This is a genomic window from Streptomyces sp. NPDC048270, from assembly GCF_040652335.1.
Lineage (GTDB): Bacteria > Actinomycetota > Actinomycetes > Streptomycetales > Streptomycetaceae > Streptomyces.
Map to the genome: position 1 here is coordinate 1 of NZ_JBEZLV010000015.1, position 24,140 is coordinate 24,140.

Here is a 24,140-nt window from a genome sequence, read left to right on the forward strand (position 1 = left end):
GCCGTCGCCGGGATCGTCGCGGGCCGCAAAGTCGCCGACGGCGTACGGATGCTGGTCGTCCCCGGCTCCGTCCGGGTCGCCCTGCAAGCCGTCGAAGAAGGCCTGGACAAAATCTTCAAGGAAGCCGGCGCCGAATGGCGGCACGCGGGCTGCTCGATGTGCCTGGGCATGAACCCCGACCAACTGGCCCCCGGCGAGCGCTCCGCGTCCACCTCCAACCGCAACTTCGAAGGCCGCCAGGGCAAGGGCGGACGCACCCACCTGGTCTCCCCCCAGGTCGCCGCCGCCACCGCCGTACTGGGCCACCTGGCCTCCCCCGCCGACCTGACCACCGCCGACGCCACCGCCGGAGTCTGAACACCATGGAAGCCTTCACCACCCACACCGGCCGAGCCGTCCCGCTGCGCCGCAGCAACGTCGACACCGACCAGATCATCCCCGCCCACTGGCTCAAGAAGATCACCCGCGACGGATTCGAAGACGGCCTCTTCGAGGCCTGGCGCAAGGACCCCCAGTTCGTCACCAACCGCCCCGAGCGCGCCGGCGCGACCGTCCTGCTCGCCGGCCCCGACTTCGGCACCGGCTCCTCCCGCGAACACGCCGTATGGGCCCTGCAGAACTACGGCTTCAAAACCGTCATCTCCTCCCGCTTCGCCGACATCTTCCGCGGGAACTCGCTGAAGAACGGCCTGCTGACCGTCGTTCTGCCCCAGGACACCGTCGAACGACTGTGGGAACTGACCGAAGCCGACCCCACCGCCGAGATCACCGTCGACCTCGTCGACCGCCAGGTACGAGCCCAGGGCATCAAGGCCGAGTTCGAACTCGACGACAACGCCCGCTGGAGGCTCCTGGAAGGCCTGGACGACATCTCCCTCACCCTTCAGAACGAAGCCGACATCGCCACCTACGAAAGTGCCCGCCCCGCCTACAAGCCGCGCACGATTCAGGCCTGATTCCAGCCTGATCAGGGCTTATTCGCCTTCGGGTGATCACGTCCACGACACTGTGCCCCCCACCGTCCGGTGGGGGGCACAGCTGTGTGTTGAGGCCCCGTGAGGCGACAACTCGCCCCAGATGGCACAATCTGTGCATGGAACGCGACAGTCAACTTGAGCTCTACGAACGCGTCGCGGACCGACTGAAAGAAGCACACACACGGGTGCGCTCACTGCAAGTCCCGGAGGGCGTAAGGATGGCGCTGTCCCGGAAGCTGTTGGTCGTCACGGCCGCGGCGAAGCACGATCTCGCCGATGCGGCAAGGCGCCTGGACAGGTTGATGAAGGACCTTGACGAGGGTCGATTCCCTGAAGGCGACTGATGCGAAGGAACTCCGTAACGTCCTCCGGCGTTGCGGCACTAGGGTGATTAGCCCGTTTCGTGTTTGATTTGCGGTATATATCCGCCTAACGTGCGAAATAAGCTTGAACACATTCGTTCTGGCGAAGTCTCCGAAGGGGAAGACGTTGAACAAGGCGCAGCTCGTAGAAGCGATTGCCGACAAGCTGGGCGGCCGCCAGCAGGCCGCGGACGCTGTCGACGCGGTACTGGACGCGATCGTCCGCGCTACCGTCGCGGGCGACCGGGTCTCGGTCACGGGCTTCGGCTCGTTCGAGAAGGTCGACCGTCCGGCCCGTTACGCCCGCAACCCGCAGACCGGAGAGCGCGTCCGGGTCAAGAAGACCTCGGTGCCCCGCTTCCGTGCGGGCCAGGGGTTCAAGGACCTGGTCAGCGGCACCAAGAAGCTGCCCAAGGGCGGCGAGGTCTCGGTGAAGAAGGCGCCCAAGGGCAGCCTCACCGGCGGCGCCTCCGCGACGGTCAAGAAGGCCGCCGCGAAGAAGGCCACCACCGCCAAGAAGGCGGCGGCAAAGACCACGGTCGCAAAGAAGACCACGGCCAAGAAGGCCACCGGCACGGCCAAGAAGACGGCGGTGAAGAGCACCGCCACGACCAAGAAGGCCACGTCCGCGGCCAAGAAGGCGACGACGGCCAAGAAGGCGACGCCGGCGGCGAAGAAGACCACCTCCACCGCCAAGAAGACCGCTCCGGCAGCCAAGAAGGCCACCGCGAAGACGACCGCGCCCGCCAAGAAGACGGCGACGCGCAAGGCCACCGCGAAGAAGACCACCGCCCGCAAGAAGTAGGGGCGCGAGTCACACACGCCGGGCCGGTTTCCCCTCCGTGGGGAAACCGGCCCGCGGTGCGTCCTCTCAGAAGGTCTGCAGCGTGACGAGGGTGATCCGCAGCGCCGCGCCCTCGCCGTCCGTCTCGATCCGCACCCGCTGCCCGGGCCGCAGCAGCCGCAGGCCGCCCGCGTCGAAGGCCGGGGCCTCGAAGGGCACCGGGGTGCCGTCGTCCAGCAGCACACTGCCGCTGCGGGTCTGGGAGTCGTACGTGTACGCGGTCGCCTGCATACGGGCACTGTATCGGGCGGTGTGGGGGCCCACGCCGAGGGCGAGCGCCGTCCTCAGGTCCTGTGCCGTGTCCACGTCCCGGCGCACGCTGTCCACGCCCGACAGGGCGATTTCCACCGCTCCCGAAGCCGAATGCCGGGCCCGCGAGCGCCCACCGAACGCGGGTGCCAATTCCACGTCCGGAGCAGCGGAAAGCAAGGTCGTCCCGATTCCGGCCGCATCCGCCAGAAATGCCCGGGGAAATACCGCGGCCCTTTCGAGCACGCGTAGCAATTCGGGCGGGCGCAGGGCCGGGAGGTCGGCGTTCATCGCGGCCACCGCAGCCCCCGGCCGGCCGGCCCGTATCGCCCGCACCCCGTGGGCCAGGGCCGCGTTGAGCCCGGCCCCCGGGCCGTCCGCGACGATCCGCGCCCCCAGCCGGGACAGTTCCCACGAGGCCGTGGAGTCGTCCGTGACGACCACCACATCCGCGACCGCCGCGCAGGCCAGCGCCCCCGCCACGGTGTCCTGGGCGAAGGCGAGCGCGAGCCCCGGGCGGGAGGCTCCCACCGCGGCCGCGAGGCGGCTCTTGGCCGCCGCCAGAGGCTTCAGCGGGACCACCAGGCTCCAGACGGCGTTCGTGACCCACCCCTTCCCTCCGGTGCGCTGCGGTCCATGCCCCGCCCATGGTCAGGTCATGGCCGGGTCATGTACCGGCCCATTGTCACCTCCGCCGGGCGGCCCGGGGATCCGCTCGTGCGAGCGGGGCGTACGGTGTTCTCGACAGAGACCGGGCCCGGGGCGACACTTGTCCGGCCGACGAGTGCCCGAGCTCCCCCGGCTACCGCCGGGAGGTACCCGCACCGGTCAAAGAGGAAGGTGTCCGAGTGTCCCGCCGCAGAATCGGCTTCTGGTACCGCCTGGCGGCGGTCATCGCAAAACCGCCGCTGGTAGTGCTCTTCAAGCGGGACTGGCGGGGAATGGAGCACATTCCGGCCGAGGGCGGCTTTATCACCGCCGTCAATCACAACTCGTATCTGGACCCGCTCTCCTACGCGCACTTCCAGTACAACACCGGCCGGGTCCCCCGATTGCTCGCCAAGGCGGCCCTCTTCAAGGTCCCGATTGTCGGAGCGATCCTGCACGGATCGGGACAGATCCCGGTCTACCGGGAGAGCACCAACGCCCTGGACGCATTCCGGGCCGCGGTGGACGCGATCGAGCGCGGCGAATGCGTGGCCTTTTACCCGGAAGGCACCCTCACCCGCGATCCCGACATGTGGCCGATGGCCGGCAAGACCGGCGCCGCCCGGGTCGCCCTGATCACCAGGGCACCCGTCATCCCGGTGGCCCAGTGGGGCGCGAACCTCGCGATGCCGCCCTACGCCCGGGAGGACAAGGTCCGGCTCTTCCCGCGCAAGACCCTCCAGGTGCTCGCGGGACCGCCCGTCGACCTCTCCGCCTTCTACGACCGGGAACCCACCCCGGACGTGCTCAAGGAGGCCACCGAGGTCATCATGGCGGCCATCACCGCGCTGCTGGAGGACGTGCGCGGCGAGGCCGCGCCCGAGCAGCCGTACGACCATCGCAAGGCCAGGGCGGAACAGCGGCGCAAGGCCGCGGGGGAGGGCAAGAAGTGACACGTCCCGTGAAGGCAGCCGTCTACGGAACCGGCTCCTGGGGCACGGCCTTCGGCATGGTGCTCGCCGACGCCGGCTGCGAGGTGACCCTCTGGGGCCGCCGCCGGGAGCTGGCCGACGCCGTCAACACCGGCCGGAGCAACCCGGACTACCTGCCGGGGATCGAACTCCCCGAGAACCTCCGCGCCACCACCGACCCGGCCGAGGCCGCCCGCGGCGCCGACTTCACCGTCCTCGCCGTCCCCTCCCAGACGCTGCGCGGCAACCTCGCCGCGTGGGCGCCCCTGCTCGCCCCCGACACCGTGCTCGTCTCCCTGATGAAGGGCATCGAACTCGGCACCGCCAAGCGGATGAGCGAGGTCATCGAGGAGGTGGGCAAGGTCCCCGCCGAGCGCGTCGCCGTGGTCACCGGCCCCAACCTGGCCCGCGAGATCGCCGCCCGCCAGCCCGCCGCCTCCGTCGTCGCCTGCGTGGACGAGGCCGTGGCCCAGCGCCTCCAGGCCGCCTGCCACACCCCGTACTTCCGCCCGTACACCAACACCGACGTCGTCGGCTGCGAGCTCGGCGGCGCCGTCAAGAACGTCATCGGCCTCGCCGTCGGCATCGCGGACGGCATGGGCCTGGGCGACAACACCAAGGGCTCGCTCATCACCCGAGGCCTCGCCGAAACGACCCGTCTGGGCCTGGCGATGGGCGCCGACCCGCTCACCTTCTCCGGCCTCGCCGGCCTCGGCGACCTCGTCGCCACCTGCTCCTCCCCGCTCTCCCGGAACCACACCTTCGGCACCAACCTCGGCCGGGGGATGACCCTGGAGGAGACCATCGCGGTCACCAGGCAGACCGCCGAGGGCGTCAAGTCCTGCCAGTCCGTGGCCGATCTGGCCCACCGGTACGGCGTCGACATGCCGATCACCGAGACGGTCGTCGACATCGTCCACCACGGCAAGCCGACCCTGGTCGCGCTCAAGGAACTGATGGGACGCAGCGCCAAACCGGAACGCCGCTGACTCCATTCCGGACGTGCGAGCGGGTACTCTCGTGGCGATATGAGCAGCGAGAACCTCCCCCAGACCCCTGAGCAGCAGGGCCGCAAGCCCCGCGTGGCCGTCGTGTTCGGCGGCCGCAGCTCGGAACACGCCATCTCGGTCGTCACGGCGGGCGCGGTGCTGCGCTCCATCGACCGCTCCAAGTACGAGGTGCTGCCCATCGGCATCACCACGGACGGCCGGTGGGCGCTGACCGCCGACGAGCCCTCGCGGATGGCCATCGCCGACCGCAAGCTGCCGAGCGTCTCGGACCTCGCCGACTCCGAGGACGGCGCCGTCGTGCTCTCGGTCGACCCCGCCAGCCGCGAGGTCGTCTACACCGAGCCCGGTGCCGTCCCCAAGGCCCTGGGCGAGGTGGACGTGGTCTTCCCCGTCCTGCACGGCCCGTACGGCGAGGACGGCACCCTCCAGGGCCTCCTGGAGCTCTCCGGGGTCCCGTACGTCGGCTCGGGCGTCCTCGCCTCGGCCGTCGGCCAGGACAAGGACTACATGAAGCGGGTGTTCACCTCCTTCGGGCTGCGCGTCGGCCCGTACGTGACCATCCGCCCCCGCGAGTGGGCCGCCGACCGCGACGCCGCCCGCGGCCGCATCCTGGACTTCGCCGCCGAGCACGGCTGGCCGCTGTTCATCAAGCCCGCCCGCGCGGGCTCCTCGATCGGCATCACCAAGGTCGACGACGCCTCCGGCCTCGACGCCGCGATCCGCGAGGCCCAGCTCCACGACCCGAAGATCATCGTGGAGGCGCTGCTGCGCGGCCGCGAGATCGAGTGCGGCGTGCTCGAGTTCGAGGACGGCCCGCGCGCCAGCGCGCCGGCCGAGATCCCGCCGGTCTCCAGCCACGACTTCTACGACTTCGAGGCGAAGTACATCGACTCCGCCTCCGGGATCGTGCCCGCCCCGCTCACCCCGGAGCAGACCGCCGAGGTGCAGCGGCTCGCGATCGAGGCCTTCGAGGCCGCGTCCTGCGAGGGCCTGGTGCGCGCCGACTTCTTCCTCACCGAGGACGGCACCTTCGTGATCAACGAGATCAACACGATGCCGGGCTTCACGCCGATCTCCATGTACCCGCGGATGTGGCAGGAGTCGGGCATCGAGTACCGGGAACTCGTCGACCTCCTGATCCAGGCCGCCCTGCGCCGCTCCACCGGGCTGCGCTAGCGGCACGGGACCCCGTACCGCAGACCGCCCGCCGGCCGGCCCTCACGGGGCCGGCCGGCGGGCGGTCGGTATGAGGGGCCGGCGGCCCCCGGCCTCAGTAGGAGGAGAAGCCCACGGGCACGGTCGCGGCCACGGCCGTGGACAGCCCCACGAGCATGCCCGCGTCCGTGGCATGCTCCTTGTCGACCACGACCTCCGTGTACGCCTGCCGCATGCCGGTGGTGAACCGGAAGCCGCCGTCGTCGAGCTTCTCCAGCAGCCAGGCGACGCCGTTCACGTCGACGCCCTCCTGCTCCGGATCGGCCATCGCGTGGGGCCTGGGGATACCGCACCGCAGTACGATCGCCGAGCCGCCCCACGCGGCGGTCAGCGCGGACTCCGGTTCGGCCCTGGTCCGCGCCAGGCCGGCCACCGTCTCCGGGAGCTCCTCGTGCAGCGCCGCACAGAACCCCGCGACCTTGGCCGGCGGTGTGGGCGGCGGGTCCACCCGGGCTTCGGAACCGCCCGGAGAGCACGCCGCGGCGGCCACGAGGGCCAGCGCGGCGGGCACGGCCGACACGATGCGGACACGGAGGGGCCGGCGGTGGAGGGACATCACCGGCCAAGAGTAGACGGGGGCTACAGATGGACCACCGGGCAGGTCAGGGTGCGGGTGATCCCCTCCACCTGCTGGACCTTGGCCACGACCATGCGGCCGAGCTCGTCCACGGTGTCGGCCTGGGCGCGCACGATCACGTCGTACGGACCCGTCACGTCCTCGGCCTGGATCACCCCCGGGATCTGGCCGATGGACTCGGCGACGAACGACGCCTTGCCCACCTCGGTCTGGATAAGGATGTACGCCTGTACCACGGAACCTCCAGGGCGGCCACGAGGATCATTTCCCCTAACCTTCGGGTGGGCCCCACACGATCGAAAGGGCCGGGGGAAGAAGGGACGCCACGGTACCGCGTCGCCGCGCGCCACGGGGAGACCCGCGAGCCCGGCGCCACGCACGGCGGGGCGTACGGAGAGCTGAAGTTGACGTATCTGTTGACGGTACCCAGAGCTGTGAGGGCTCGCGACCGCAAGCGGACTGGGCAAGAAGGGGCACAGCGATGAAGGGCACTGTGGGCGAGCTGGGGGAGTTCGGGCTCATTCGTGAGCTCACCTCGCGGCTCACCACCACCCCGGCGGTCCGCCTCGGACCGGGCGACGACGCCGCGGTGGTGTCGGCGCCGGACCGGCGGGTCGTGGCGAGCACCGACATCCTGCTGGAAGGCAGGCACTTCCGGCGCGACTGGTCCACGGCCTACGACGTCGGGCGCAAGGCCGCCGCGCAGAACCTCGCCGACATCGCCGCGATGGGCGCGGTGCCGACCGCGCTGCTCCTCGGCCTCGTCGTACCGGCCGAACTCCCGGTCACCTGGCCCACCGAGCTGATGGACGGCATCCGCGACGAGTGCCAGGTCGCGGGCGCGGCCGTGGTCGGCGGGGACGTCGTGCGCGGCGACACCATCACCGTAGCCATCACCGCCCTCGGCGACCTGCGCAACCACGAGCCCGTGCTGCGCTCCGGGGCCCAGCCCGGCGACGTCGTGGCGGTCACGGGCTGGCTCGGCTGGTCCGCCGCCGGATTCGCGGTCCTCTCGCGCGGCTTCCGCTCCCCGCGGGCCTTCGTCGAGGCGCACCGGCGCCCCGAGCCGCCGTACCACGCGGGTCCCGCGGCCGCCGGGCTCGGCGCCACCGCCATGACGGACGTCAGCGACGGGCTGATCGCCGACCTCGGGCACATCGCCGAGGCCAGCAAGGTGCGGATCGACCTGCGCTCGGGGTCCGTCGACATCCCCACGCAGATGCACGACATCGGCCAGGCCGTCGGCGTGGACCCGCTGCAGTGGGTGCTCACCGGGGGAGAGGACCACGCCATCGTGGCCACCTTCCCGCCCGACGTGAAGCTGCCGGCCCGCTGGAAGGTCATCGGCGAGGTGCTGAACCGCTCCGCGCTGCCCCAGGTCACCGTGGACGGGGCGCCGTGGACCAGCACCGGCGGCTGGGACCACTTCGGGGCCGACCCGGCCCCCGAGGACAGCGCCCTGTGAGCACCGCCCCGCCGCTGTGCCTGACCGTCGCCGGATCCGACTCCGGCGGCGGCGCGGGCATCCAGGCCGACCTCAAGACCATGCTGGCGCTCGGCGTGCACGGCATGAGCGTGGTGACCGCGGTGACCGCGCAGAACTCGCTCGGGGTCCGGGGAGCCTGGGAGCTGCCCGCCGAGGCCGTCACGGCCCAGTACCGGGCCGTCGTGGACGACATCGGCGTCCAGGCCGTCAAGACCGGGATGCTCTCCTCCGCCGTGCTCGTGGAGACCGTGGCCGCCCTGCTGGCCGACACCCCCGCCCCCGCCGTCGTGGACCCGGTGGGGGTCTCCAAGCACGGCGACGCGCTGCTGGCCGCCTCGGCGCTGGACGCCGTGCGCAAGGAGCTGCTGCCGCGAGCCACCGTGGCCACGCCCAACCTCGACGAGGTGGCGCAGCTCACGGGCGTGCTGGTGGAGAGCGAGGACGACATGCGGCGGGCCGCCGGCGCGATCCTCGGCTACGGGCCGCGGTGGGCGCTGATCAAGGGCGGGCACCTGGCGGCGCACGGGGACGAGGCCGTGGACCTGCTGACCGACGGGGCCGAGGAGCGCTGGCTGCGGGCTCCCCGCCACGACAACCGGCACACCCACGGCACGGGCTGCACGCTCGCCAGCGCGATCGCGGCGGGCCTGGCCCGGGGACTGGCCGTCCCGGAGGCCGTCACGGCCGCCAAGGAGTACGTCACGGGCGCCATCGCCGCGGGCTTCCCGCTCGGCGGCGGCATCGGCCCGGTGGACCACGCCTGGCGGTGGCGCTGAGCCGGCCGCCGGACCCTACCGCCGGAGCGCCGCCGTCCGCCCGGCCCCACCGGGGCCGGGAAAGGCAAAAGACCGGTTCACCAGAGGTGAACCGGTCTTCCTGGCAACCGGAAGGGCTGCGCTACGACGGGAGGCGTCAGCGCGAGACCTTGCCGGCCTTGATGCACGAGGTGCAGGCGTTGAGGCGCTTCGGCGTCCCATTGACCACGGCACGGACGCGCTGGATGTTCGGGTTCCAGCGACGCGAGGTGCGGCGGTGCGAGTGGGAGATGTTGTTGCCGAAGCTCGGCCCCTTGGCGCAAACGTCGCAGTTGGCAGCCACAGGTCACTCCAAAGACTTCAGATGCAATTACAGTGAACCCGGCGCACCGGAATCAGAGGTCTGAAGTGGCTTGCCGGGGGAATGGCCCGACTCTCATCGGGCAACCGGAGCAGCATACAACGACTGCGTCGGTCCAAGAAAACTACCATGACCGCCGCTGCCCCCGCCCCGTGGTCCGGACGCCCCGGCAGTCCTTGGTTACCCTGCGGTGAACCCTGGCCCGCACGAGGAGGAACGCCCGGTGCCGCACGAGCCGCAGCCGCAGTCCCCCGACGAGCTCGACGCCGAAGCGGTGCGCACGTGGAGCTCGCTGGCCCTGGCCGCACTGGGCCGGGCCCGCGAGGACATCGACGCGATCAACGTCTACCCGGTGGCCGACGCGGACACCGGGACCAACCTCTACCTCACCGCCGAGTCGGCCGACCGCGCGCTGGACGAGGCCTTCGGGAAGGCGTCCGGGAGCGCCCCGGACGTGACCGACGCCACGCCGCGGACCTCCCTGGCCCAGGCCGTACGGGCCTACGCGTACGGGGCGCTCGTCGGAGCCCGCGGGAACTCCGGGACCATCCTGGCGCAGCTGCTGCGCGGAGTGGCCGACGTACTCGGCGGCGAACCAGGCGAACCCGGCGAGCGGGAGCCCGGCCGGCTGCTGGCCCTGGCGCTGACCCGGGCCGCGGAGGAGGCGTACGGGGCGGTCGCGCACCCCGTGGAGGGCACCATGCTCACCGTCGCGGCGGCCGCCGCGCGGGCCGGCGAGGCGGCCGGGAGCGCCGCCGGAACCGCCGCCGACGTGGCCCGCGCCGCCTACGACGGAGCCCGGGCCGCCCTGGCCGAGACCCCGGGGCAGCTGGCCGCGCTGGGCCGGGCCGGGGTGGTCGACGCCGGCGGCTGCGGGCTGGTCGCCGTGCTCGGCGCCCTGTGGCAGGCCCTCTCCGGCCAGGCGCCGGCCCCCGAGCCGGTGCGCGGCCGGGCCGTGCCCGTACCGCAGACCCCCGAGCCCTGCGCGCAGGAGGACGAGGGGCCGGCGTACGAGGTGGTCTACCTGCTGGAGGCCACCGAGGCGGCGGTCGGGGAGCTGCGCGAACGGCTCGACGGACTCGGCGACTCCCTGGTCGTGGTCGGCGGCGAAGGGCTGTGGAACGTCCACGTCCACGTCGACGACCCGGGCGCGGCCGTGGAGGCCGGGGTCGTCGCGGGGCGGCCGTACCGGATACGCATCACGCACTTCGGCGACGAGCGGCGCCGGGCCCGGGGCGCCCGCGCCCAGCGGGCCGTGGTCGCCGTCGTCCCCGGCGAGGGGCTGGCGGGCCTGTGCGGAGAGGCGGGCGCCACGGCCGTGCTCGTGCGCCCAGGCCAGGCCCCGGCCGTCGCCGACCTGGTCGACGCCATCCGCCGCGCGCACGCCCGCGAGGTGGTGCTGCTGCCCGGCGGCGCCGAACTGCGCGCGATCGCGGCCGCGGCGGCCGAACGGGCCCGCGCCGACGGCGTGCGCGTGGCGGTCGTCCCCACCCGGTCCGCGGTCCAGGGCCTGGCCGCCCTCGCCGTGCACGACCCGGAGGGCAGCTTCGACGAGGACGTGGTCGCCATGACCGCGGCGGCCGGCGCCACCCGGTACGGGGAGCTCGCCGTCGCCGAACGGCAGTCCTTCACCTCGGCCGGCATCTGCCAGGCCGGCGACGTGCTCGGCCTCATCGACGGCGACGTCGCCGTCATCGGCCCGAGCCTGGCCGAGACCGCCGTGGCCGTCCTGGAGCGGATGCTGGGCTCCGGCGGCGAACTCGTCACCCTGGTCCTGGGGCCAGAGGTGCCGGACACCCTCGCCGAGCACCTGGAGGCCCACGTCCAGCACGGGCACCTGGCCGTGGACACGGTCACCTACCACGGCGGGCGGTACTCGGCGCCGCTCCTCATCGGGGTGGAATAGCGGGCTTGTCGGCGGCATGGTGTGCAATGGAACACGTGCCCGCGCTCGACGAAGACCTCAAGAAGACGCTCGGCCCCGCCACCGCCAAGGTGCTGGCCGAGCAGCTCGGCCTGCACACGGCCCTGGACCTGCTCCACCACTACCCGCGGCGGTACGCCGAGCGCGGCGAGCTGACCTCGCTGGCCGAGCTCGCCGACCAGATCGACGAGCACGTGACCGTCGTCGCGCAGGTCGCCGACGCCCGCGTCCTGACCTTCAACGGCGGCCGCGGCAAACGCCTCGAGGTGACCATCACCGACGGCAACGGCCGGCTCCAGCTGGTCTTCTTCGGCGCGGGCGTGCACAAACCGCACAAGGACCTGCTGCCCGGCACCCGCGCGATGTTCGCGGGCAAGGTCTCGAAGTTCAACCACAAGCTCCAGCTGGCGCACCCCGCCTACGAGCCGCTCGGCGCGGACGCCTCCGACCGGGACGCGGCCACCGCCTTCGCGAACCAGCTCATCCCGATCTACCCGGCCTGCGCGAAGCTGGAGTCCTGGAAGATCGCCAAGTGCGTGGACGCGGTGCTGCCCGCCGCCCGGGAGGCCGTGGACCCGCTGCCGCCCGCCCTGCGCGAGGGCCGCGGCCTGGTCCCGCTGACCGAGGCCCTGCTGAAGATCCACCGGCCGGCCGCCAAGGCCGACATCGACGACGCCCGCCAGCGGCTGAAGTGGGACGAGGCCTTCGTCCTCCAGGTCGCCCTGGCCCGCCGCCGCCACGCCGACTCCCAGCTGCCGGCCGTGCCCCGGCGACCCGTCCCGGGCGGCCTGCTCGACTCCTTCGACGCCAAGCTCCCCTTCACGCTCACCGAGGGCCAGCAGGCCGTCTCCAAAGAGATCTTCGACGACCTGGCCACCGAACACCCCATGCACCGCCTCCTCCAGGGCGAGGTCGGCTCCGGGAAGACGATGGTCGCGCTGCGGGCCATGCTCGCCGTCGTGGACTGCGGCGGGCAGGCCGCGATGCTCGCGCCCACCGAGGTGCTCGCCCAGCAGCACCACCGCTCCATCACCGAGATGATGGGCGAGCTGGCGGAGGGCGGCATGCTCGGCGGATCCGACCAGGGCACCAAGGTGGTGCTGCTCACCGGGTCCATGGGGATGCCGGCGCGCCGCCAGGCCCTGCTCGACCTGGTCACCGGCGAGGCCGGCATCGTGATCGGCACCCACGCCCTGATCGAGGACAAGGTCCAGTTCCACGACCTCGGCCTGGTGGTCGTCGACGAACAGCACCGCTTCGGCGTGGAGCAGCGCGACGCGCTCCGGTCGAAGGGGAAGCAGCCCCCGCACCTGCTGGTCATGACGGCGACCCCGATCCCGCGCACCGTCGCCATGACCGTCTTCGGCGACCTGGAGACCTCCGTCCTCGACCAGCTGCCCGCCGGGCGCTCGCCTATCGCCACCCACGTGGTGCCCGCCAAGGACAAGCCGCACTTCCTCGCCCGGGCCTGGGAGCGGGTCCGCGAGGAGGTCGAGAAGGGCCACCAGGCGTATGTGGTCTGCCCCCGGATCGGCGACGAGGAGGAGCCCAGGAAGAAGGCCTCGGCCAAGGCTTCCCCGGAGGACGACGCCGAGCGGCGGCCGCCGCTCGCCGTCCTGGACATCGCCGAGCAGCTCGCCCGCGGCCCGCTGGCCGGGCTGAGCGTCGAGGTGCTGCACGGCCGGATGGACCCGGCCGACAAGGACGACGTGATGCGCCGCTTCGCCGCGGACGAGGTCAAGGTGCTGGTCGCCACCACGGTCATCGAGGTCGGGGTGAACGTGCCGAACTCCACCGTCATGGTGATCATGGACGCGGACCGGTTCGGCGTCTCCCAGCTCCACCAGCTGCGCGGCCGCGTCGGCCGCGGCTCCGCCCCCGGCCTGTGCCTGCTGGTCAGCGAGATGCACGAGGCGAGCCCGGCCCGGGCCCGGCTCGCCGCCGTCGCCGCCACCCTCGACGGCTTCGAGCTCTCCCGCATCGACCTCGAGCAGCGCCGCGAGGGCGACGTCCTGGGCCAGGCCCAGTCGGGCGTGCGCTCCAGCCTGCGGATGCTGGCCGTCATCGAGGACGAGGAGGTCATCGCCCAGGCCCGGGAGGAGGCCACCCGCGTGGTCGCGGAGGACCCCGAACTGGAGCGGCTGCCGGGCCTGCGGACCGCGCTGGACGCCCTGCTGGACACCGAGCGGGAGCAGTACCTCGAGAAGGGCTGACAATAGGGGGGCCCACTCCGTCCGCAGACCGAAGGACCCTATCGATGACCCGCGTGATCGCCGGCAGCGCCGGCGGGCGACGGCTGGCCGTGCCCCCGGGCACCGGTACCCGGCCGACCTCCGACCGGATGCGCGAAGGCCTCTTCTCCACGTGGGAGTCGCTGCACGGCGTCGGAGGGGCCCGGGTGCTGGACCTCTACGCGGGCTCCGGAGCCGTCGGCCTGGAGGCCCTCTCCCGCGGCGCGGACCACGCCCTGCTGGTCGAGACCGACCCCAAGGCCGCCAAGTCCATCCGGGACAACATCAAGGCCGTGGGCCTGCCCGGCGCCGAATTCCGGTCGGGCAGGGCCGAGCAGGTCGTCGCGGGGACGGCGGGCGGGGACCCGTACGACATCGTCTTCCTGGACCCCCCGTACGCCGTCACCCACGACGATCTCCGGGAGATCCTGCTCACACTCCGGTCCAATGGCTGGCTCACGCAGGACGCGCTCGTCACCGTGGAACGCAGCACGAGGAGCGGCGCCTTCCCGTGGCCCGAGGGCTTCGAGCCGCTCCGGTCCCGGAAGTACGGCGAGGGCACCCTTTGGTACGGTCGCGCCGCCTTCACCAGCGAAGACTCATGAACGAGGGAGTTCAGTTGCGCCGCGCCGTCTGTCCGGGATCCTTCGACCCCATCACCAACGGACACCTCGACATCATCGGACGTGCCTCCAGGCTGTACGACGTCGTGCACGTCGCCGTGATGATCAACCAGTCGAAGCAGGGCCTGTTCACCGTCGAGGAGCGGATCGAGCTGATCCGCGAGGCGACGGCCGACTACGGGAACGTGCAGGTCGAGTCCTTCCACGGGCTGCTCGTCGACTTCTGCAAGCAGCGGGACATCCCGGCCATCGTCAAGGGCCTGCGCGCCGTCAGCGACTTCGACTACGAGCTCCAGATGGCCCAGATGAACATAGGGCTGTCGGGCGTCGAGACGCTCTTCGTACCGACCAACCCCACCTACAGCTTCCTGTCGTCCTCCCTGGTCAAGGAGGTCGCGGCGTGGGGCGGCGACGTCGCCCACCTGCTGCCGGCGCACGTGCACACGGCGCTGATGGAGCGGCTGGGCAGCCGCTGACCGACTGACGGCCCGTCAGTCAGTGTCGGGGGGCGGCCCGCTGGCCTTACAGTCGTGCCGTCGACTCGGGAACCGCCCGAGGCCGAGAGAGTGCGAGCCCCCATGGACGTGCAGAAGAAGCTCGACGAGATCGTCGCGGCCGTCGGCGGTGCCCGGTCCATGCCCATGTCGGCCTCCTGCGTGATCAACCGCGCCGAGCTGCTCGCCCGGCTCGAAGAGGTCCGCCAGGCGCTCCCCGGCTCGCTCGCGCAGGCGCAGGAGCTCATCGGCGGCCGGGAGCAGCTGGTCGAGGACGCCCGCCGCGAGGCGGAACGGATCATCGAGTCCGCCCACAGCCAGCGCGGTTCGCTGATCTCCGACACCGAGGTCGCGCGGCGCTCGCAGGCCGAGGCGGACCGGATCCTGGAGGAGGCCCGCCGGGAGGCCGAGGAGATCCGGGCCGAGGCCGACGACTACGTCGACAGCAAGCTCGCCAACTTCGAGGTCGTGCTCACCAAGACCATCGGCTCGGTGGACCGGGGCCGCGAGAAGCTGCTGGGCCGCGGCCCGGGCCTCGACGAGCACGGCTACCCGGACGAAGAGGCGCCCGAGCGCAGCCACGACCCCGAGACGCAGCGCCGGCAGGCGGACGCGTACGTGGACACCAAGCTGGCGACCTTCGAGGCGGTGCTCTCCAAGACCCTGGAGGCCGTCGGCCGCGGCCGGCAGAAGCTGCTGGGCCGGGTGCCCACGGACGACCTCGGCGCGCACGTGGCCGCCCAGGACGCGGCGGGCGTGCAGCAGTCCCGCTCGGCGAGCGACGCCGACTTCCTCGCGGGCCTGGCCGAGCCCCAGCCGGTGCACGCGCCGATCCCGGCGCAGCCCGAGCCGGTGTACGACACGTACGGCTACCAGCAGCAGCCCCAGCAGCAGGACGGCTACGCCTACCAGGGCCACCAGGACCCCTACGCCGGCGCCGGGACCGACGGAGCCGGGTACGCCGCGCACTACGGAGGGCAGCAGCCCGACCCGTACGCGGGGTACCAGCAGCAGCCCGACCCGTATGCCGCGTACCAGGAGCCCCAGGCGCAGCAGCCCTCGCTTGACGAGACCAGTCTCTTCGACACGAGCATGATCAACCTGGACCAGCTGCGCCAGTACGAGCAGGGGCGCTAGGTCCGGATTGGGCGCAGAGCGCGGCGCCGGGTATCCTGGCTCTTCGGTCGCGCGTATGCACCGCGATCCATGCTGCCCATGTGCGGGCGGAACTTTGATCTTCAGCGATCTGTGAAAGCAGGAACGGCCCTGAATACCCGCCTCGACCACCGCAACCCCCTCGTGTTCGACACGCACGAGCTGGGTCGGCGTCCTGGTGCCATGCAGCGGCTGTCCCGTGAGATCGCGGCACCGGCGGACCTCGGTCTCGCCGGGGTCATCGGAGTGCCGGAAGGCGCCCCGCTGAAGCTCAAGCTCCGCCTCGAGGCGGTCATGGAAGGGGTGCTTGTCACAGGCACCGTCCGTGCATCGGCGACCGGGGAGTGCGTAAGGTGTCTGGAGTCCGTCGAGCGCGAGCTCAAGGCGGACTTGCAGGAGATGTTCTCGTACCCTGACGCCGACGACCGGACCCGCTCCAAGGCGGAGCCGGCCGACGACGCCGAGGACGACGAGGACACGCTCTTCCTCGAGGACGGCTTGTTCGACCTCGAACCCGTGCTGCGCGACGTGGTGGTGCTCGCACTGCCGCTGCAGCCGGTGTGCCGGGAGGACTGTCTCGGACTGTGCCCCGATTGCGGGCTCAGCCTGAACGATGACCCGGACCACCACCATGACGCCGTCGACATCCGTTGGGCGGCACTGCAGGGACTCGTCGTGACCGATCAGGACGACGAGAAGGACAACATGAGCGGCACTGCCTCTGACGGAGTTCAGGGCGCCGCCGAGAAGCAGGAGAAGTAGCCGTGGCTGTTCCGAAGCGGAAGATGTCGCGCAGCAACACGCGCCACCGCCGGTCGCAGTGGAAGGCTGCGGTCCCCACCCTGGTTTCGTGTGAGCGTTGCCAGGAGCCGAAGCTCCAGCACATTGCGTGCCCGAGCTGCGGCACCTACAACAAGCGCCAGGTCCTCGAGGTCTGAGCGGCTGGTGAGAGGCGCAATGTCTGAGCTGTCCAACGCTGAGAAGCAGGCAGACAGTAGCAACGCGGCCTCGTCCCACAAGCTTCTGGAAGGGCGGCTCGGGTATCGACTCGAGTCCGCCCTTCTGGTGCGTGCACTGACCCACCGCTCGTACGCGTACGAGAACGGCGGTCTGCCCACCAACGAGCGGCTGGAGTTCCTCGGGGACTCCGTGCTCGGCCTGGTGGTCACGGACACGCTGTACACGACCCACCCGGATCTCCCCGAAGGCCAGCTGGCCAAGCTTCGGGCCGCGGTGGTCAACTCGCGTGCACTTGCGGAGGTCGGGCGTGGCCTCGAACTCGGCTCCTTCATCCGGCTCGGCCGGGGCGAAGAGGGCACGGGCGGCCGGGACAAGGCCTCCATCCTCGCCGACACCCTTGAAGCGGTGATCGGCGCGGTCTACCTCGACCAGGGCCTCGAGGCGGCCTCGGAGCTGGTTCACCGGCTCTTCGACCCGCTCATCGAGAAGTCCTCGAACCTCGGAGCCGGCCTGGACTGGAAGACCAGTCTCCAGGAGCTCACGGCGGCCGAAGGTCTTGGCGTACCGGAATACCTGGTCACCGAGACCGGCCCGGACCACGAGAAGACCTTCACTGCTGCTGCCCGCGTCGGTGGTGTCTCGTACGGCACCGGCACCGGCCGCAGCAAGAAGGAAGCGGAACAGCAGGCGGCGGAATCCGCCTGGCGCGGTATCCGTACCGCGGCGGACGAGCGGAACGCGGCTGCCGCCGCGGCCGACGCGGTCGCCGAAGCCGGTGCCGCGGCCGAGGAGGGCGGGGCGCCGACGCCCGCCGACCCGACGCCGAGCGCCTGACCCTTCCTTCGGGGTTTCCCCGCCCCGTCCCCTGCCCCGGCAGGGGGCGGGGCGGGCCCGTTTCCGGGCCTCCGAGGCGGGGGCGATAGGCTCGGTGGCAGCGACCGAACCGCACCGCCACCGGAGGAGAACCGTGCCCGAGCTGCCCGAGGTCGAAGTCGTGCGGCGGGGCCTCGCGCGCTGGGTGGCCGGGCGGACCGTCGAGGCCGTCGAGGTCCTGCACCCGCGGGCCGTACGGCGCCATCCGGGCGGCGGGGCCGACTTCGCGGCGCGGCTGCGCGGGGAGACCATCGGGGTGCCCCAGCGGCGCGGGAAGTACCTGTGGCTGCCCCTGGCCGGGCGGGACCTGTCCGTCCTCGGGCACCTGGGGATGAGCGGCCAGCTGCTCGTGCAGCCCGAGGACGCCCCCGACGAGAAGCACCTGCGGATCCGGGTGCGGTTCGGCGACGACGCCGGAACCGAGCTGCGCTTCGTCGACCAGCGGACCTTCGGCGGGCTCTCCCTGCACGAGGTCGCCGCCGACAGCGCCGAAGGACTGCCCGACGTCATCGCCCACATCGCGCGCGACCCCCTCGACCCGCTGTTCGACGAGGGCGCCTACCACCTGGCGCTGCGCGGCCGGCGGACCACCGTCAAGCGGGCGCTGCTGGACCAGTCCCTGATCAGCGGGGTCGGCAACATCTACGCGGACGAGGCGCTGTGGCGCGCCAAGCTGCACTACGAGCGCCCCACGGCCGGCCTCACCCGCCCCCGGAGCACGGAACTCCTGGGCCACGTCCGGGACGTCATGAACGCGGCCCTCGCGGTCGGCGGCACCAGCTTCGACAGCCTCTACGTCAACGTGAACGGCGAGTCGGGCTACTTCGACCGCTCGCTCGACGCCTACGGGCGCGAGGACGAGCCCTGCCGCCGCTGCGGCACCCCGATGCGGCGCCGGCCCTGGATGAACAGGTCGAGCTACTTCTGCCCGCGCTGTCAGCGGGCCCCGCGCGTTCCCTCGTAGGACCGCCGGGCCGCCAGCACGTCCGGCATGCTGCCCTCCAGGAAGTGGATGAGCGCGAGCAGCCGGTCCGCCACCTCGACGCCGAGCGGGGTCAGTTCGTAGTCGACGCGCGGCGGGTTCACCGGCTGCGCCTCGCGGTGGACGATACCGTCGCGCTCGAGGGCGTGCAGGGTCTGGGAGAGCATCTTCTCGCTGACGCCGTCCACCCGGCGGCGCAGCTCGTTGAAGCGGCACGGGCCCTCGCGCAGGGCGCCCACCGTGAGACTGCCCCAGCGTCCGGTGACGTGCTCCAGGGTTTCCCGGGACGGGCACGCGCGCGCGAAGACGTCGAACGGGAGTTCGGATTCGGTGCCCTCGGCGCCAACGGTTGCAGTGTCCATGAAGAAAGCGTACCCCCGGGCAGCGCTAACCCACGGGTTGCGCTTTCCAAAAGTTAGTGCTTTTCTTTTTCTCGTCGCAGCCCTCCCCGCCGCACCGCCTTCCCGGGCGGCGGGACGTTCCGAGGAGAGATCGCCTTGTCCGGTACCACGCACACCCCCGTCGTCTCGATCGCCTACCACTCCGGCTACGGGCACACCGCCGTCGTCGCCGAGGCGGTCCGCGACGGCGCCGCCGAGGCGGGCGCGACCGTCCACCTCATCAAGGTCGACGAGATCGACGACGCGCAGTGGGCGCTGCTCGACGCCTCCGACGCGATCGTCTTCGGCTCCCCGACCTACATGGGCACCGCTTCCGGTGCCTTCCACGTATTCGCCGAGGCCACGTCCAAGCGCTGGTTCGGCGACGTGTGGCAGGACAAGGTGGCGGCCGGGTTCACCAACTCGGCCTCCAAGAGCGGCGACAAGCTGCACACCCTGCAGTTCTTCCAGATCCTGGCCGCGCAGCACGGCATGAGCTGGGTCAACCTGGGCCTGAAGCCGGGCTGGAACTCCAGCACCGGCTCGGAGAACGACCTCAACCGCCTCGGCGTCTTCGCCGGCGCCGCCGCCCAGACCAACTCCGACGAGGGCGCGGACGCGGTCCACAAGGCCGACATCGCGACCGCCGAGCACCTGGGCCGGCGCGTGGCGGAGCACACCCGCGTCGTCGTCGCGGGGCGCGCGGCGCTGGCCGCGGTCTGAGGAGGCCGAGGGCTCGGGGGCCTTGGGGTCCTGGGGCCCAGGACCGGGGAGACTGACGGGCGGGTACGCCTAGAAGCCGAAGTCCTGGGTCCACCAGGGGCCGCCGGCGGCGAAGTGGGCGCCGACGCCCAGGGTGCGGAACTCGCAGTTGAGGATGTTCGCCTTGTGGCCCGGGCTGTTCATCCAGGCCTTCATCACGGCCGCGGCGTCACCCTGGCCGCGGGCGATGTTCTCGCCGCCCAGGCCCGAGATGCCGGCCTTGGCGGCGCGGCCCCAGGGGCTGTTGCCGTCGGGGTCGGTGTGGCCGAAGAAGCCGCGGGCGGCCATGTCCTTGCTGAACGCGCGCGCCAGCCCCGCGAGCGGCGGGTTCGCCCGGACCGGGCCGCAGCCGGCCTGCGCGCGCTCCTGGTTCACCAGGGTCACCACGGCGGCTTCCTCGGCGGAGTGCCCGTCAAGGGGCGGACGGGACGCCGGCGCCTCGGTGGACGGCTTCGGGGGCACGGGCACGACCGGCTTCGCCGGGGCCTTGGTGCTCGGCGCGGCCGGCGGCGGGGTGCTCGGCGCGGGCGGAGCCGAGGAGGAGGCGGGGGCCGAAGGCGAAGCGGAGGCGGACGGGGAGGCCGACGCGGACGGGCTCGGCGAGGCGGAGGGCGGCGGCGAGGCCGACGGGCTCGGCGAGGCGGAGCCGGTGGGGACGCGGCCGGAGAGGTTGGCGAGGCCCCCCTGCTGGTCCACGGCGCTGCCGTCGGGGCTCGGCGAGGCCTGCGCACGGGCCTTCGCCGCGTCGTCGGAACCCGAACCGGAGACCCCCACATAGGGGAAGGAGCCGCCGACCGGCACCATGCCGGTCGTGACGGCCGCCGTACCGAGCGCCACGGCCACCGAAACGCCCAGGAGGCCGGTGCGCAGGGCGGTGCCGCGCTTGCCGCCGCGGCGCGGTGCGGCGTGGAGTCCGTGGCGTCCCATCGGCGTCGTGCCTTTCCTTACCAGACCAAGATCGTCCTTTACTCACCCAAACGGGTGAGTTCATTGGTGCGCGACTGTACGCCATGGGGCCAGGGGGCGATGTGCCCCGAAAGTCTTTGCCCGGTTAGCGTTCACGCATGAATGAAGATGTCCGCCTGATCGCCTGGGTGCGCGGCCGTGTGCAGGGAGTGGGCTTCCGATGGTTCACCAGGGAGAACGCCCTGGAGATCGGTGGAGTCGTCGGCTTCGCGCTCAATCTCGACGACGGGCGAGTGCAGGTGGTGGCGGAAGGTCAACGTGAGAATTGCCACCGGCTGCTCGACTGGCTGCGCTCGGCCGACACGCCCGGCCGGGTGGACGGGGTTACAGAGATCTGGGGCACACCGCGCGGTGGCTACGACGGGTTCGCGATCCGCTGACGTTTCGGCTGATCATGTACTGATCACACCCTGAGCCCGTCCGTACACGGTCGGATCTGCGCATTCTCCGTCGACGCGTTGCCGACGCGGCCGATTCGTGGAAGGCTCGGAGATGAGGATGATCTCCACGCCCCTTGCGGGGCCCGGGCTGCCCGCCGATACGGGGCGTGATCGTGTTGACCGTCAAACTTTTTGGTGAGACGCTGGAAGCCCCGCGCACCTGAGCTGTTTGGCAGTGTTGGCAGTAGTAAGCGCAGTGACTGACAGTCGCTGCCGGACATCCGCGGGTGCGATTCCCTCACGACCCACACCGCTTCGGTCGGTCACTCAGTGTGGAGGACCATCCATCATGGCAAAGGCGCTTCTCGGTTACGTCGGCGGTTCCGACCCGCGACTCCTCGCCGAGATGCGACGGCTTCAGCAGCGCGTCCAGGACCTCGAGTCCGAGCTCGTACGGATTCAGTCCGAAAATGACGCGCTGAACGCGGCCGCCGCTCAGCACGACGGAGACTCGCTGCTCGACAGCATCGAGATCGACGTACCCCAGGCGGAGCCTGCGCTCACCTGATCCGCGTTCACATCGTCGCTCGACACCCAGCCCCGCATGATCTGCAAGGGACGCTCCGGCGTCCCTTCTTTCTTTGGACGCCGCGCCCCACGGCATGCTGCCGGGCGCGGTGCTCACTCCTTTAACGTCGGTAGTGCCCTGCACCTTCATGGGTGAAACCGAACGCGAAAGGTAGAGTCCGGCGGCGTGCACCTCAAGTCCCTGACCCTGCGCGGATTCAAATCCTTTGCTTCCGCGACCACCTTGCGCTTCGAACCCGGCATCACCTGTGTCGTGGGTCCGAACGGCTCCGGCAAGTCCAACGTCGTGGACGCGCTGTCCTGGGTCATGGGCGAACAGGGGGCCAAATCCCTGCGCGGCGGGAAGATGGAAGACGTCATCTTCGCCGGGACCACCGGACGCCCGCCGCTCGGCCGCGCCGAGGTCTCTCTCACGATCGACAACTCCGACGGCGCGCTGCCCATCGACTACGCCGAAGTCACCATCACCCGGATCATGTTCCGCGGCGGCAGCAGCGAGTACCAGATCAACGGCGACACCTGCCGCCTGCTGGACATCCAGGAGCTGCTCTCCGACTCCGGCATCGGCCGCGAGATGCACGTCATCGTCGGACAGGGCCAGCTGGACTCCGTCCTGCACGCCGATCCCATGGGGCGCCGCGCCTTCATCGAGGAGGCGGCCGGGGTGCTGAAGCACCGCAAGCGCAAGGAGAAGGCGCTGCGGAAGCTGGACGCGATGCAGGCCAACCTCGCCCGCGTACAGGACCTCAACGACGAGCTGCGGCGCCAGCTGAAGCCCCTGGGCCGGCAGGCCGCGGTGGCCCGGCGGGCGGCCGTCATCCAGGCGGACCTGCGCGACGCGCGGCTGCGGCTGCTCGCCGACGACCTGGTCGCCCTGCGGCGCGCGCTCGACGCGGAGATCGCGGACGAGGCGGCGCTGAAGGAGCGCAAGGAGGCCGCGGAGGCCCGGCTCGCGGAGGCGCTGCGGCGCGAGGCCGAACTGGAGGGGGCCGTACGGGAGCTCGCGCCGCGGCTCCAGAGGGCGCAGCAGACCTGGTACGAGCTCTCGCAGCTCGCCGAGCGGGTCCGGGGGACGGCGTCCCTCGCGGACGCGCGGGTCAAGAGCGCGACGGCCCCGGCGGAGGAGGAGCGGCGGGGGCGCGACCCCGAGGACCTGGAGAAGGAGGCCGCGCGGATCCGCGAGCAGGAGGCGGAGCTGACGGCTGCCCTGGAGGCCGCCTCGTACGCGCTGGAGGACACGTCGGCGCACCGGGCGGAGCTGGAGCGGGAGCTGGCCGAGGAGGAGCGGCGGCTGCGGGACGCGGCGCGGGCCATCGCGGACCGGCGCGAGGCGCTGGCGCGGCTGACGGGCCGGCTCGGCGCCGCCCGCTCCCGGGCCGGCGCCGCGCAGGCCGAGATCGACCGGCTCGTCGCGGCGCGCGACGAGGCCGAGGCCCGGGCGGTGGCCGCGCAGGAGGAGTACGAGGCCCTGGCCGAGGAGGTCGGCGGCCTCGACGAGGCCGCGGAGGAGGACGACCACGAAACCGCCCGGGCCGCCCTGGCGGAGGCGGAAGCCGCACTGGCGGCGGCCCGGGACGCGGTGACGGCGGCCGAGCGCTCGCGCGCGGCGGTGTCGGCGCGACGGGACGCGCTGGCGCTCGGGTTGCGGCGCAAGGACGGCACCGGGGCGCTGCTCGCGGCGCGGGAGCGGCTGGCGGGGCTGCTGGGACCGGCGGCGGAGCGGCTGTCGGTGGCCCCCGGGTACGAAGCCGCCGTGGCCGCTGCGCTGGGCTCGGCGGCGGACGCGCTGGCCGTGTCCTCCCCGGCCTCCGCGGCCGAGGCGATCCGCCACCTCCGCGCGACGGACGCGGGCCGCGCCACCCTCCTGATCACCCCGCCGCCCCCGACCCTCCCGCCCCAGGCCTCCGGCGCGGGTGTCGAGCCGGGCGAGGCCTCGGCCCCCGGGCCGGGTGCCGTGCCGGGCAGCGCCTCGGCCGCCGGCCGGGTTGCGCTGCCGGGTGACGCTTCGACTTCTGGCCCGGCTGCTCTCCCGGGCCAGGCTCCGGCTTTCGGGCCCGGGCCGCTCTCGGGTCAGGCTGCGGCCTCCGGCCACGGGCAGGGCCTCGGTTCCGGCCTGAGGCCTGGGCCGGCCCGGTCAACGGCTCCCGATCCAGCTGCCCTGCCGGGCAGCGCCTCGGCCCCCGGGCCGGGTGCCGTGCCGGGCCAGGCTCCGGCCTCCGGTGCGGGTGCCCTGTCGGGGCGGAGCCCGGAACTCGTGGTGGCTGCGGACGTCGACACGTCCGGCCGGGCTTCCACCGAGGCCGGGGGAGTCTTCCCCCACCCCGCCCCTTCCCGAGACCGGGCTCTGCCCGGACCCGCGCCTCAAAC

27 protein-coding genes and 1 pseudogene are annotated in these 24,140 nt (G+C 72.1%); 22 read left to right on the forward strand and 6 right to left on the reverse strand.

Annotated elements, in window-relative coordinates:
* The 4 genes from AB0D66_RS15565 to AB0D66_RS15580 all read left to right on the forward strand — a co-directional run.
* On the forward strand, positions 1 to 357 hold a 357-nt coding region (locus AB0D66_RS15565), incomplete at its 5' end, for an aconitase family protein (protein WP_362302462.1).
* A 5-nt stretch (positions 358 to 362) separates the two neighbouring features.
* Positions 363 to 956: a 3-isopropylmalate dehydratase small subunit gene (gene leuD, locus AB0D66_RS15570; protein WP_362302465.1), complete on the forward strand. Its 594-nt coding sequence runs from the start codon at positions 363 to 365 to the stop codon at positions 954 to 956.
* Between the two features lie 137 nt (positions 957 to 1,093).
* A complete protein-coding gene (locus AB0D66_RS15575) occupies positions 1,094 to 1,321 on the forward strand; it encodes a hypothetical protein (RefSeq protein ID WP_069922106.1) in 228 nt (75 codons plus the stop codon).
* 145 nt (positions 1,322 to 1,466) lie between these two features.
* The gene (locus tag AB0D66_RS15580) at positions 1,467 to 2,144 is read left to right on the forward strand and encodes an HU family DNA-binding protein (RefSeq protein WP_362302468.1); all 678 of its coding nucleotides are present in this window, start codon (positions 1,467 to 1,469) and stop codon (positions 2,142 to 2,144) included.
* Positions 2,145 to 2,429: 285 nt separating this feature from the next.
* On the opposite strand, the pseudogene cofC reads toward AB0D66_RS15580, so the two are convergent.
* Positions 2,430 to 3,017, reverse strand: a pseudogene (cofC, locus tag AB0D66_RS15585) (2-phospho-L-lactate guanylyltransferase); the annotation flags it as partial.
* A gap of 263 nt (positions 3,018 to 3,280) precedes the next feature.
* Here cofC and AB0D66_RS15590 point away from each other — a divergent pair.
* From AB0D66_RS15590 to AB0D66_RS15600, 3 genes are read left to right on the forward strand one after another with little or no spacing between them, the layout of a single operon-like run.
* Positions 3,281 to 4,033, forward strand: a complete 753-nt coding sequence (locus AB0D66_RS15590) for a lysophospholipid acyltransferase family protein (RefSeq protein ID WP_362302471.1) — start codon at positions 3,281 to 3,283, stop codon at positions 4,031 to 4,033.
* Complete coding sequence (locus AB0D66_RS15595; protein WP_362302474.1) at positions 4,030 to 5,040, forward strand: NAD(P)H-dependent glycerol-3-phosphate dehydrogenase; 1,011 nt, start codon at positions 4,030 to 4,032, stop codon at positions 5,038 to 5,040. Before AB0D66_RS15590 ends, AB0D66_RS15595 begins: the two co-directional genes overlap by 4 nt.
* A 39-nt stretch (positions 5,041 to 5,079) precedes the next feature.
* On the forward strand, positions 5,080 to 6,237 hold the full coding sequence (locus AB0D66_RS15600; protein ID WP_362302476.1) for a D-alanine--D-alanine ligase family protein: 1,158 nt from the start codon (positions 5,080 to 5,082) through the stop codon (positions 6,235 to 6,237).
* A gap of 94 nt (positions 6,238 to 6,331) precedes the next feature.
* Here the strand turns inward: AB0D66_RS15600 and AB0D66_RS15605 are convergent, their stop codons facing one another.
* Both AB0D66_RS15605 and AB0D66_RS15610 read right to left on the reverse strand, forming a co-directional pair.
* The gene (locus AB0D66_RS15605) at positions 6,332 to 6,832 is read right to left on the reverse strand and encodes a DUF3515 domain-containing protein (RefSeq protein WP_362302479.1); all 501 of its coding nucleotides are present in this window, start codon (positions 6,830 to 6,832) and stop codon (positions 6,332 to 6,334) included.
* 23 nt (positions 6,833 to 6,855) lie between these two features.
* Positions 6,856 to 7,089, reverse strand: coding sequence for an Lrp/AsnC ligand binding domain-containing protein (locus AB0D66_RS15610; RefSeq protein WP_030028650.1), 234 nt, complete (start codon positions 7,087 to 7,089; stop codon positions 6,856 to 6,858).
* Between the two features lie 245 nt (positions 7,090 to 7,334).
* Here AB0D66_RS15610 and AB0D66_RS15615 point away from each other — a divergent pair, with 245 nt between their 5' ends.
* Both AB0D66_RS15615 and thiD read left to right on the forward strand, forming a co-directional pair.
* Positions 7,335 to 8,318 carry a thiamine-phosphate kinase gene (locus AB0D66_RS15615; protein WP_362302482.1) on the forward strand — a complete coding sequence of 328 codons (984 nt, stop codon included), beginning with the start codon at positions 7,335 to 7,337 and terminating at the stop codon, positions 8,316 to 8,318.
* Positions 8,315 to 9,115, forward strand: coding sequence for a bifunctional hydroxymethylpyrimidine kinase/phosphomethylpyrimidine kinase (thiD, locus tag AB0D66_RS15620; RefSeq protein WP_362302485.1), 801 nt, complete (start codon positions 8,315 to 8,317; stop codon positions 9,113 to 9,115). The genes AB0D66_RS15615 and thiD overlap by 4 nt, the downstream gene beginning before the upstream one ends.
* Before the next feature lie 136 nt (positions 9,116 to 9,251).
* On the opposite strand, the gene rpmB is transcribed toward thiD, so the two are convergent.
* The gene (gene rpmB / locus AB0D66_RS15625; RefSeq protein ID WP_007266795.1) at positions 9,252 to 9,437 is read right to left on the reverse strand and encodes a 50S ribosomal protein L28; all 186 of its coding nucleotides are present in this window, start codon (positions 9,435 to 9,437) and stop codon (positions 9,252 to 9,254) included.
* A gap of 241 nt (positions 9,438 to 9,678) precedes the next feature.
* Between rpmB and AB0D66_RS15630 the strand changes: the two genes are divergently transcribed.
* The 9 genes from AB0D66_RS15630 to mutM all read left to right on the forward strand — a co-directional run bounded on the left by AB0D66_RS15630 (position 9,679) and on the right by mutM (position 18,679).
* Positions 9,679 to 11,361, forward strand: a complete 1,683-nt coding sequence (locus tag AB0D66_RS15630) for a DAK2 domain-containing protein (protein WP_362302488.1) — start codon at positions 9,679 to 9,681, stop codon at positions 11,359 to 11,361.
* 26 nt (positions 11,362 to 11,387) lie between these two features.
* A complete protein-coding gene (gene recG / locus AB0D66_RS15635) occupies positions 11,388 to 13,592 on the forward strand; it encodes an ATP-dependent DNA helicase RecG (RefSeq protein WP_362302492.1) in 2,205 nt (734 codons plus the stop codon).
* A 44-nt stretch (positions 13,593 to 13,636) separates the two neighbouring features.
* Entirely contained in the window at positions 13,637 to 14,215 is a 579-nt protein-coding gene (rsmD, locus tag AB0D66_RS15640; protein ID WP_362302495.1) for a 16S rRNA (guanine(966)-N(2))-methyltransferase RsmD, read from the forward strand.
* A gap of 14 nt (positions 14,216 to 14,229) precedes the next feature.
* Positions 14,230 to 14,709 (forward strand): pantetheine-phosphate adenylyltransferase, encoded by a 480-nt coding sequence (coaD, locus tag AB0D66_RS15645; protein ID WP_208948827.1) that lies wholly within the window; start codon positions 14,230 to 14,232, stop codon positions 14,707 to 14,709.
* 102 nt (positions 14,710 to 14,811) lie between these two features.
* Entirely contained in the window at positions 14,812 to 15,864 is a 1,053-nt protein-coding gene (locus AB0D66_RS15650; RefSeq protein ID WP_362302498.1) for a cell division initiation protein, read from the forward strand.
* A gap of 78 nt (positions 15,865 to 15,942) precedes the next feature.
* Positions 15,943 to 16,644, forward strand: a complete 702-nt coding sequence (locus AB0D66_RS15655; RefSeq protein ID WP_362302817.1) for a DUF177 domain-containing protein — start codon at positions 15,943 to 15,945, stop codon at positions 16,642 to 16,644.
* Between the two features lie 2 nt (positions 16,645 to 16,646).
* Positions 16,647 to 16,820, forward strand: coding sequence for a 50S ribosomal protein L32 (gene rpmF, locus AB0D66_RS15660; RefSeq protein WP_003965982.1), 174 nt, complete (start codon positions 16,647 to 16,649; stop codon positions 16,818 to 16,820).
* A 19-nt stretch (positions 16,821 to 16,839) separates the two neighbouring features.
* Positions 16,840 to 17,676 carry a ribonuclease III gene (rnc, locus tag AB0D66_RS15665; RefSeq protein WP_362302501.1) on the forward strand — a complete coding sequence of 279 codons (837 nt, stop codon included), beginning with the start codon at positions 16,840 to 16,842 and terminating at the stop codon, positions 17,674 to 17,676.
* A 133-nt stretch (positions 17,677 to 17,809) separates the two neighbouring features.
* Positions 17,810 to 18,679: a bifunctional DNA-formamidopyrimidine glycosylase/DNA-(apurinic or apyrimidinic site) lyase gene (gene mutM, locus AB0D66_RS15670; protein ID WP_362302504.1), complete on the forward strand. Its 870-nt coding sequence runs from the start codon at positions 17,810 to 17,812 to the stop codon at positions 18,677 to 18,679.
* Here mutM and AB0D66_RS15675 read toward each other — a convergent pair.
* Complete coding sequence (locus AB0D66_RS15675; protein WP_362302507.1) at positions 18,652 to 19,059, reverse strand: helix-turn-helix domain-containing protein; 408 nt, start codon at positions 19,057 to 19,059, stop codon at positions 18,652 to 18,654. The genes mutM and AB0D66_RS15675 overlap by 28 nt on opposite strands.
* A 135-nt stretch (positions 19,060 to 19,194) precedes the next feature.
* On the opposite strand from AB0D66_RS15675, the gene AB0D66_RS15680 reads away from it, so the two are divergent.
* On the forward strand, positions 19,195 to 19,800 hold the full coding sequence (locus tag AB0D66_RS15680; RefSeq protein WP_362302510.1) for a flavodoxin family protein: 606 nt from the start codon (positions 19,195 to 19,197) through the stop codon (positions 19,798 to 19,800).
* Between the two features lie 69 nt (positions 19,801 to 19,869).
* Here AB0D66_RS15680 and AB0D66_RS15685 read toward each other — a convergent pair whose 3' ends face one another.
* Positions 19,870 to 20,766: a CAP domain-containing protein gene (locus tag AB0D66_RS15685; protein ID WP_362302513.1), complete on the reverse strand. Its 897-nt coding sequence runs from the start codon at positions 20,764 to 20,766 to the stop codon at positions 19,870 to 19,872.
* Positions 20,767 to 20,903: 137 nt separating this feature from the next.
* On the opposite strand from AB0D66_RS15685, the gene AB0D66_RS15690 reads away from it, so the two are divergent.
* The 3 genes from AB0D66_RS15690 to AB0D66_RS15700 form a co-directional block, all read left to right on the forward strand.
* Complete coding sequence (locus AB0D66_RS15690) at positions 20,904 to 21,185, forward strand: acylphosphatase (protein ID WP_257553999.1); 282 nt, start codon at positions 20,904 to 20,906, stop codon at positions 21,183 to 21,185.
* Positions 21,186 to 21,534: 349 nt separating this feature from the next.
* On the forward strand, positions 21,535 to 21,753 hold the full coding sequence (locus AB0D66_RS15695; protein WP_069922122.1) for a hypothetical protein: 219 nt from the start codon (positions 21,535 to 21,537) through the stop codon (positions 21,751 to 21,753).
* 186 nt (positions 21,754 to 21,939) lie between these two features.
* Positions 21,940 to 24,140 (forward strand): AAA family ATPase (locus AB0D66_RS15700; protein WP_362302518.1); only part of this gene is annotated, 2,201 nt, incomplete at its 3' end.

Coding starts and splice junctions, on each gene's coding strand:
- leuD (WP_362302465.1), top strand. CDS start 363: ATGGAAGCCTTCACCACCCACACCGGCCGAGCCGTCCCGCTGCGCCGC.
- AB0D66_RS15575 (WP_069922106.1), top strand. CDS start 1,094: ATGGAACGCGACAGTCAACTTGAGCTCTACGAACGCGTCGCGGACCGA.
- AB0D66_RS15600 (WP_362302476.1), top strand. CDS start 5,080: ATGAGCAGCGAGAACCTCCCCCAGACCCCTGAGCAGCAGGGCCGCAAG.
- AB0D66_RS15605 (WP_362302479.1), bottom strand. CDS start 6,832: ATGTCCCTCCACCGCCGGCCCCTCCGTGTCCGCATCGTGTCGGCCGTG.
- AB0D66_RS15615 (WP_362302482.1), top strand. CDS start 7,335: ATGAAGGGCACTGTGGGCGAGCTGGGGGAGTTCGGGCTCATTCGTGAG.
- recG (WP_362302492.1), top strand. CDS start 11,388: ATGGAACACGTGCCCGCGCTCGACGAAGACCTCAAGAAGACGCTCGGC.
- rsmD (WP_362302495.1), top strand. CDS start 13,637: ATGACCCGCGTGATCGCCGGCAGCGCCGGCGGGCGACGGCTGGCCGTG.
- AB0D66_RS15650 (WP_362302498.1), top strand. CDS start 14,812: ATGGACGTGCAGAAGAAGCTCGACGAGATCGTCGCGGCCGTCGGCGGT.
- AB0D66_RS15655 (WP_362302817.1), top strand. CDS start 15,943: ATGTGCGGGCGGAACTTTGATCTTCAGCGATCTGTGAAAGCAGGAACG.
- rnc (WP_362302501.1), top strand. CDS start 16,840: ATGTCTGAGCTGTCCAACGCTGAGAAGCAGGCAGACAGTAGCAACGCG.
- AB0D66_RS15675 (WP_362302507.1), bottom strand. CDS start 19,059: ATGGACACTGCAACCGTTGGCGCCGAGGGCACCGAATCCGAACTCCCG.
- AB0D66_RS15685 (WP_362302513.1), bottom strand. CDS start 20,766: ATGGGACGCCACGGACTCCACGCCGCACCGCGCCGCGGCGGCAAGCGC.
- AB0D66_RS15690 (WP_257553999.1), top strand. CDS start 20,904: ATGAATGAAGATGTCCGCCTGATCGCCTGGGTGCGCGGCCGTGTGCAG.
- AB0D66_RS15695 (WP_069922122.1), top strand. CDS start 21,535: ATGGCAAAGGCGCTTCTCGGTTACGTCGGCGGTTCCGACCCGCGACTC.